The organism is Candidatus Rokuibacteriota bacterium, assembly GCA_016209385.1.
GTDB lineage: Bacteria > Methylomirabilota > Methylomirabilia > Rokubacteriales > CSP1-6 > JACQWB01.
In genome coordinates this window covers 1-6,742 of record JACQWB010000152.1, presented here as the reverse complement: position 1 = coordinate 6,742, position 6,742 = coordinate 1, and the positions used below count along the sequence as shown (strand labels likewise).

At 67.2% G+C, this 6,742-nt stretch carries 7 protein-coding genes; 4 read left to right on the top strand and 3 right to left on the bottom strand.

Annotation, left to right across the window (positions count from 1 at the left end):
• Both HY726_10690 and HY726_10685 read right to left on the bottom strand, forming a co-directional pair.
• On the bottom strand, positions 1 to 895 hold an 895-nt coding region (locus HY726_10690; GenBank protein ID MBI4609467.1), incomplete at its 3' end, for a DNA recombination protein RmuC.
• Entirely contained in the window at positions 892 to 1,764 is an 873-nt protein-coding gene (locus HY726_10685) for a TIGR02757 family protein (protein MBI4609466.1), read from the bottom strand. The genes HY726_10685 and HY726_10690, both read right to left, overlap by 4 nt.
• Before the next feature lie 107 nt (positions 1,765 to 1,871).
• Between HY726_10685 and HY726_10680 the strand changes: the two genes are divergently transcribed.
• The 4 genes from HY726_10680 (at position 1,872) to HY726_10665 (ending at position 5,775) form a co-directional block, all read left to right on the top strand.
• A complete protein-coding gene (locus HY726_10680; protein MBI4609465.1) occupies positions 1,872 to 2,825 on the top strand; it encodes a tripartite tricarboxylate transporter substrate binding protein in 954 nt (317 codons plus the stop codon).
• Positions 2,826 to 2,829: 4 nt separating this feature from the next.
• A complete protein-coding gene (locus tag HY726_10675) occupies positions 2,830 to 3,294 on the top strand; it encodes a tripartite tricarboxylate transporter TctB family protein (GenBank protein MBI4609464.1) in 465 nt (154 codons plus the stop codon).
• 8 nt (positions 3,295 to 3,302) lie between these two features.
• Positions 3,303 to 4,817 (top strand): tripartite tricarboxylate transporter permease, encoded by a 1,515-nt coding sequence (locus HY726_10670; protein MBI4609463.1) that lies wholly within the window; start codon positions 3,303 to 3,305, stop codon positions 4,815 to 4,817.
• A 157-nt stretch (positions 4,818 to 4,974) separates the two neighbouring features.
• Positions 4,975 to 5,775, top strand: coding sequence for an aspartate dehydrogenase (locus tag HY726_10665; protein MBI4609462.1), 801 nt, complete (start codon positions 4,975 to 4,977; stop codon positions 5,773 to 5,775).
• Between the two features lie 430 nt (positions 5,776 to 6,205).
• On the opposite strand, the gene HY726_10660 is transcribed toward HY726_10665, so the two are convergent.
• Positions 6,206 to 6,598, bottom strand: a complete 393-nt coding sequence (locus HY726_10660) for a hypothetical protein (protein ID MBI4609461.1) — start codon at positions 6,596 to 6,598, stop codon at positions 6,206 to 6,208.
• Between the last annotated feature and the right edge of the window lie 144 nt (positions 6,599 to 6,742).

Below are 6,742 nucleotides of genomic sequence, written 5' to 3'. Positions count from 1 at the left end.
CGATCCTGAGCCCGCGGAGCCCGAGGACGATCACGGCGAGGTAGGCGTAGAAGCTGTTTGGGGAGACCGGGATCACGCGTCGACCGAGCGCGTAGGCGGCCACCGATTCGTCCTCCGCGGCCTCGTCCTTGACGACGATCTCGTAGTAGACGTTCTCGGCCGGCACGTACATGAGGGCGAAGTCGAAGGTTCCCTCGTCGGGCAGGATGTACTTCTTGGCGATCTCGTCCACGCGCGCCTTGACGTCGCGCGCGAAGGCACGCCGCCACTGCCGCCGCCTGTCCTCGTCGGTCTCGTCCAGCATCCGGCGGAAGTTCTCCAGCGGGAACTTGGCGTCCACCGGGACGAGCCGGTCTCCGATCCTGACGGCCGCGTCCACCCGGTCACCGGTGGAGAAGGCGTGCTGCAGCGCGTAGTGCTCGCGCGGCAGCATCTGGGCGAGGAGGTTCTCCAGGAACGTCTCGCCGAGCCCGCCCCGGACCTTGGGCGACTTGAGGATCTGCTCGAGCCCCGCGATGTCCTTGCCGATGTCGAAGACGCGTTGGGTCACCTCGCCGAGCTTGCCGAGGCTCCCCTGCACGGCGCCCACTACCTGGCTCACGTGCTGGAGCTGCTGCTGGACCCCGGTTCCCACCTGGCCCATCTGGCCGGACATCTGGGTCGTGAACTCCCGAAGCTCCTGCCTCACCGACGCCAGCGTGTCGGCCTGAGCCTGGCGGGCTTCGCTCCGGGAGGCCTCGATCTCGCGCTGGAGGAGGAGCAACGCCTGGTCCGGCTGGCCCTTCGCCGCCTCCAGCGCTCTGAGCCTCCCGGCCGTGCGAAGGACCGCCCAGGCCATGAGCGCGACTGCGCCCGCGAGGGCGATGAGCCCGAGCACCGTCCAGTCGGGCATCATCGTCTTCCTTTCCAGTGGCGACACACGGCGCGGAGGCCGCACGGCGGGCAGACGACCGGGTCGCGGCGGTCGCGGCAGTCCCCCGACATCCGCTTGTGGCAGAGGGAGAAGTCGTACTTCACGGGATCCCCGGGCTCCAGCAGTCGGAGCTTCCGCGTAATCTCCTCAGCCATCCGCCACGTGCGACTCTTGCGCCGGGTCAGACCGATCGCCCGGCTCATGTTCTCCACGTGGGTGTCCACCGGGATCAGGAGCTTGGCCGGCGGCACCTCGGGCCAGAGGCCGAAATCGGGCGGCTCGCGCCGCACCATCCAGCGGAGAAAGAGGTGGAGGCGCTTGCACGGCCCGCCGCGGGACGGCAACGGGAAGAGGTGCCGGTAGCCGCGCGAGAGACGTCCCTTCGGGAAGACCGGCCTCAGGTCCTGGGATAGGAAGCCCCGGGCGAAGCGCTCCAGCGCCGGGCCGACGTCGGGATCTCCCGGCGCGTAGCCGGAGAGGAAGAAGGCGCCGAGGCTCCCGTGACGGTTGAGCAGGCGCTGGCAGGCCAGGCAGAAGGCGGCGAGGTCGCGGGGCCGGTTAAAGCGGTAGTGGAAGCCGTCGAACACGCCGGTATCCTTCCGCGGGTCGAACCCCAGGACGAAGCGGGACGGCGACGCTCCCATCCGGCCCAGCACCCATTGGACCCACGGCGCGAAGAGATCCACCCGGCCATAGGCCAGGCACGCTGTCAGGAGGCCAACGATCTCGCGATCCAGCGGTTCGGTGTAGCGGAGGGGGAACTGGATCGCGTCCCTGTCGATGCGAGCGGCCCAGTTGAACTCGCGGTAGAGCCGCTCGAGCGGGGCTCTCAGTCGGGTCACAGCGGCCATCGGCTCGCCTCTGGCCCTCGATCATAGCACGGCCGCTTGATTTGGCATCCGAGCGGTTGCTATGATTGGGCGGCGTTTCACACTTCTTCCCTGAGCGGAGGACTCCCATGAGGAAAGCGCTTGCGTTCGTCGTCGCCGTGATCCTGCTCGGATCGCTGGCGTCGCTCGGCCTCGCCGCCTATCCCGAGCGCCCGGTCAAGATGATCGTCCCCTGGGCCGCCGGCGGAGACACCGACGCCATCAAGCGGGTGTGGGCGGAGGTCGCCAAGAAGTACCTGCCCCAGCCGATCGTCATCGCGAACATCACCGGCGCCTCAGGGACGAAGGGCGCCAAGGAGGCCAAGGGGTCGCCACCCGACGGCTACACGATCTACTCCACTCACGACTACATCCACACGACCTACTACACCGCGGTATCCGACGTGAGCTACAAGGACTTCGAGCCCATCTGCCTGGCGACAGGCACGGCGTCCATTCTCGCCGCCAGCCCGAACGCGCCCTGGAAGTCGATGCAGGAGCTCCTGGAGGATTCAAAGAAGCGCCCGAACGAGATCAAGGTGGGGGCAACCCTCGGCTCCACGAGCCATTTCTTCCCCGCCATGATCGAGCGGGAGACGAAGATCAAGTGGAAGTACGTGACCTACGAGGGGACGGCGCCGCGCATGACGGCCCTGATGGGCGGCCACATCGAGCTGGCCGAGACCAACCTGACCCAGATCGACAAGGTGAAGGCCGGCAAGATGAAGCTCCTGGCCATCGCCACGGACAAGCGGCATCCCGAGGTGCCTGACCTGCCGACGCTGAAGGAGCTGGGCATCAACGTCACCTGGACAACGGCCCGCGGGTTCGTTGCGCCCAAGGGGACGCCCGAGGCGGCGCTCGCCAAGATGGAGGACGTCTGCGCGAAGGTCGCGAAGGATCCTGCCTTTGCCGAAGCCATGAAGAAGCAGGGGACCGACGTGCTCTTCCTCAACCGCAAGGCCTATCGGGACTTCCTCGAGAAGAACGACGCCCTGATCGCTGAACTGGCCAAGTCCCTGGGATACAGCCCGAAGAAGTAGCCCGATGCACCGGGACGCGGTGGTGGGGGGCCTCCTGGCCCTCCTGAGCCTCTTCCTGCTCTGGAAGACCGGGGAGATCCCCCACCCACCGCTGATCCCCATCGGCCCCGCCTTCTACCCCCGCGTCATCCTCGCGATCTTCCTCGTTCTGAGTCTACTGCTCGTGGTCTCGGGCTTCCGCGCACAGGCCGTCCCGCAGCGCTGGAGCTGGCGGGCCTGGTTCGCGCGCTACCGGGTGATCCTGGGCTGCTTCGTCGTGTTCTGCGCCTACGTCCTCGCGCTTCCGATCCTCGGCTACCTCCTGGCCACGGCGCTCTTCACCGTGGTCATGCAGTGGCTGCTCGGCCGGCACGGGCTCCGTCGCCTGCCGGGCGTCCTCGCCGTCGCGATCGGGACCTCGCTGGGAACCTACTTCATCTTCGAGCTTTACCTCTACGTGCTCCTCCCGCGCGGAATCCTCGTCAGGTAGCTCCCTCCGTGGAAGCGTTCCTCAGCTCGACGCTGGCAGTCCTCGACCCCCAGACGTTCCTCTACATGGCGCTGGGGGTGGTAGCCGGGCTCCTCGGGGGCGCCATCCCCGGCGTCACCATCACGATGACCATCATTCTGGTCCTCCCCTTCACCTTCGGGATGACCCCGCTCCAAGGGCTGGCGACCATGGTCGGCGTCTACGTGGGCGGCGAATCCGGCGGGCTGATCACGGCGACGCTCCTGGGCATCCCGGGGACGCCCTCGGCGATCGCCACCACGTTTGAGGGCTTCCCCATGGCGCGCAAAGGCGAGGCCGGGCGCGCGGTGTGGCTCGGGATCTGGGCCTCCCTCCTGGGAGGGCTCCTCGCGGGATTCCCGCTCGTCGTGGGAGCCATCCAGCTCGCGGCCCTCGCGATCAAATTCGGCCCGTGGGAGTACTTCTCTCTCTTCGTCCTCACGCTCACGATCGTGGCGAGCCTCGCCGAGCAGTCGCTCCTGAAGGGCCTGCTCTCGGGCGTCTTTGGACTCCTGGTCACCGCGGTGGGCGGCGACCCGTTGATGGGTGTCGCCCGGTTCACCTTCGGCACCGACTTCCTCCTCGCGGGGTTCCCGTTCCTGCCGGTCCTGATCGGGATCTTCGCCTTCTCCCAGCTCATGAAGGACGTGGAGAGCATGGGTGGCGGGGGTAAGGACGCGACGATCGGCAAGGACGTGGACCTCAGGGTGAACCACCTGAAGGTCATCGGCGAGATCCTCCGCCAGCCGTTCAATCTCATCTGGTCCACCTTGATCGGCCTCTGGATCGGCATCCTCCCCGCCGTCGGCGGCTCCGCGGCCAACATCATGGCTTACGATCAGGCCAAGAAGTTCTCCAAGCACCCGGAGAAGTTCGGCACCGGCATCTCCGACGGGGTCATCGCGGCCGAGGCCTCCAACAACGCCAACATCGGCGGCTCGCTCATCACGATGATGGCCTTCGGCATCCCCGGCGACGCGGTCACGGCGGTGATGCTCGGGGCGCTCATCATTCACGGGATCCAGCCCGGTCCCCTCTTCGTCACCACCCACACCCAAGTCGCGTACGGCATGTTCGCCGCCTACTTCCTGGCCCACTTCGTGACCGTGCTGGTGGAGTGGGCACTCCTCCGCTACTTCCTCCGCGTGATCCTGATCCCCCAGGCCGTCCTGACACCGATCATCCTGGTCCTCTGCGCGATCGGCTCCTACGCGCTCAACAACATCATCGAGAACGTCTGGACCTTCTACTTCTTCGGCATCATCGGCTACCTGATGGTCAAGTTCGGCTTCCCGCTGGCGCCGATCATCCTGGGGGTGGTGCTCGGAGACCAGCTCGAGGTGAACTACATCCGCGCGATCATGACCGACGCCGACCCCTGGCTCTTCTTGACCCGCCCGATCTCGGGGGCCCTGCTCGTCCTGTCCGTCGTCTCGGTCATCGTGTCGCTCTGGCAGCGGAGGCGGCGCGCCCCTGCCCCGGCCGAAGCCGAGGCGGAGATGTGATGGCGGTTCGAGCCGAGGGGCTTCGGCGCAGGCAGCTTCATCGCCTGCGCCAGCGACGAGGCGAGGCCCGAGTGGATGTTCGAGCCGAGGGGCTCCGGACGAGCCGCAGGCGAGGCCAGCCAGGAGGCGAGGCCCGAGTTAATCAAGGAGATGTAGGATGATCCGCGCGGGCATCTTCGGCCTCGGCACCATCGGGCGCGCGATCTGCCGCGCCCTGGATACGGGGATTCCGGGGGTCTTGCTCGCGGGGGGAAGCAGCCGCGACCGGGCCAAGGCCGAGGCATTCCTGGCCAGCCTGGCCTCAAAGCCCCCGTTCCTCTCCCCCGAGGAGCTGATCCAGGCTTCCGAGTTGGTGATCGAGTGCGCGACCCAGGCTGCCCTCCAGGAGCTGGCTCCGAAGGTGCTGGGAGCGGGGAAAGACCTCATGGTCCTCTCCTGCGGCGGGCTCCTCGGTCGGCAGGACTGGGTGGAGTTCGCGGCGAAGAATCGCTGCCGGATTCTCGTGCCCTCAGGCGCGATCGCTGGCCTCGACGGCGTCAAGGGCGCGCGGGTCGGGGCGATCACGAGCGTCACGATGGAGAGCCGGAAACCGCCCCGGGGATGGGCGGGCGCGCCCTATATCGAGGCGAAGGGGATTGACCTGAGCTCGATCAGCGAGGAGACGCTGATCTACGAGGGCCCCGCCACCGAGGCCTGCAAGGCCTTCCCCGCTAACGTCAACGTCCTCGCGGCGCTGTCGCTGGCCGGCATCGGCCCCGAGCTGACCCGGATCAAGATCTTCGCGGTGCCCGGGCTGGCGCGCAACACCCACCGGATCACCGTCGAAGGGGAGTTCGGGAGGCTCCAGATTCAGGTCGAGAACGTCCCGTCAGAAAACCCGCGGACGGGCAAGCTCTCCTACCTTTCCGCGATCGCCTGCCTTCGCGAGCTGGGCGCCACCCTCAGGGTCGGCACCTGAGGACGACGACCCCGCTCATCTCTGCAGGAGGAGCTTGGTCAGCCAGGCAAGCCCGAGCCCCAGGGCCGCCACCACCACGACCAAGATCAGGAAGGGTACGAGAAGGTCCATGTGAAGCCCTACGCATCAGGGCGATTGCAGAGCGCATGCCAGGCTCGTCAACGCTCCAATCGACCGAAAACAAAAAGGTTCGCTGACCGCTCCGCGGCCGGCGGCAGCCTTCCCTGACGCGATGACAGGAAAGATTTGCCAGCTTGACAGAGGAAGCGATCACCGAGTGGTCGGCCAACACTTCAAGCTACGAGGCCGTCTGCGAATGGCGCCAGCTGACTGCGACGATTGCCCGGCGCTTCGAACGCCGGCTCCGCCGGCGCAATGGCTTCTCGGGGGAGGTCTCGGAAGGGGGCCGTCGAGGCCCCCTCCGACTGGGCTAGTCATCCCTGAGCTGCCTCCAGTGCTCTTCGAGGTGCCGGCGGGCGACCTCCGCGTTGGCCGGGTCCACCCATTTGACCTGACCGACCCGGCTCCGGGCAGCTTTCAGGTGGGCAAGATCAACGGCTCCCGTTTCGTCGTGGTGAGGCAGGTGGCGGAGCTTCCGCCCGTCAGGGGTGGTTTCCACGACGGCAAAGGCCGAGTCGGAGAGACGCGCGATCCTCGCCCGGCTCCACTCTTCAGCCGCGGCAGCGCAGGTAAACCAGGCTGACACGAGAACGAGGAGCGCTAGACTCCCCACCGCGGCCATCACCTCGGCCTTCAGTATGGCGAAGAGGCAGCCGGCGGCAATGCCTAAAAACCAATACAGGAGAGATAAGCTGGCGATCACCTCCCCTTGTCGGCCACGAGAAGCGTGTCGGCGTGATGCTACTCGAGCGCGCACCCGCTTCGCGGGTACCCGCCCCGCGCAATCAACTCGGGCCTCGCCTCGTGGCTCTCCTCGCCTGCGGCTCGTCGGCAGCCCCTCGGCTCG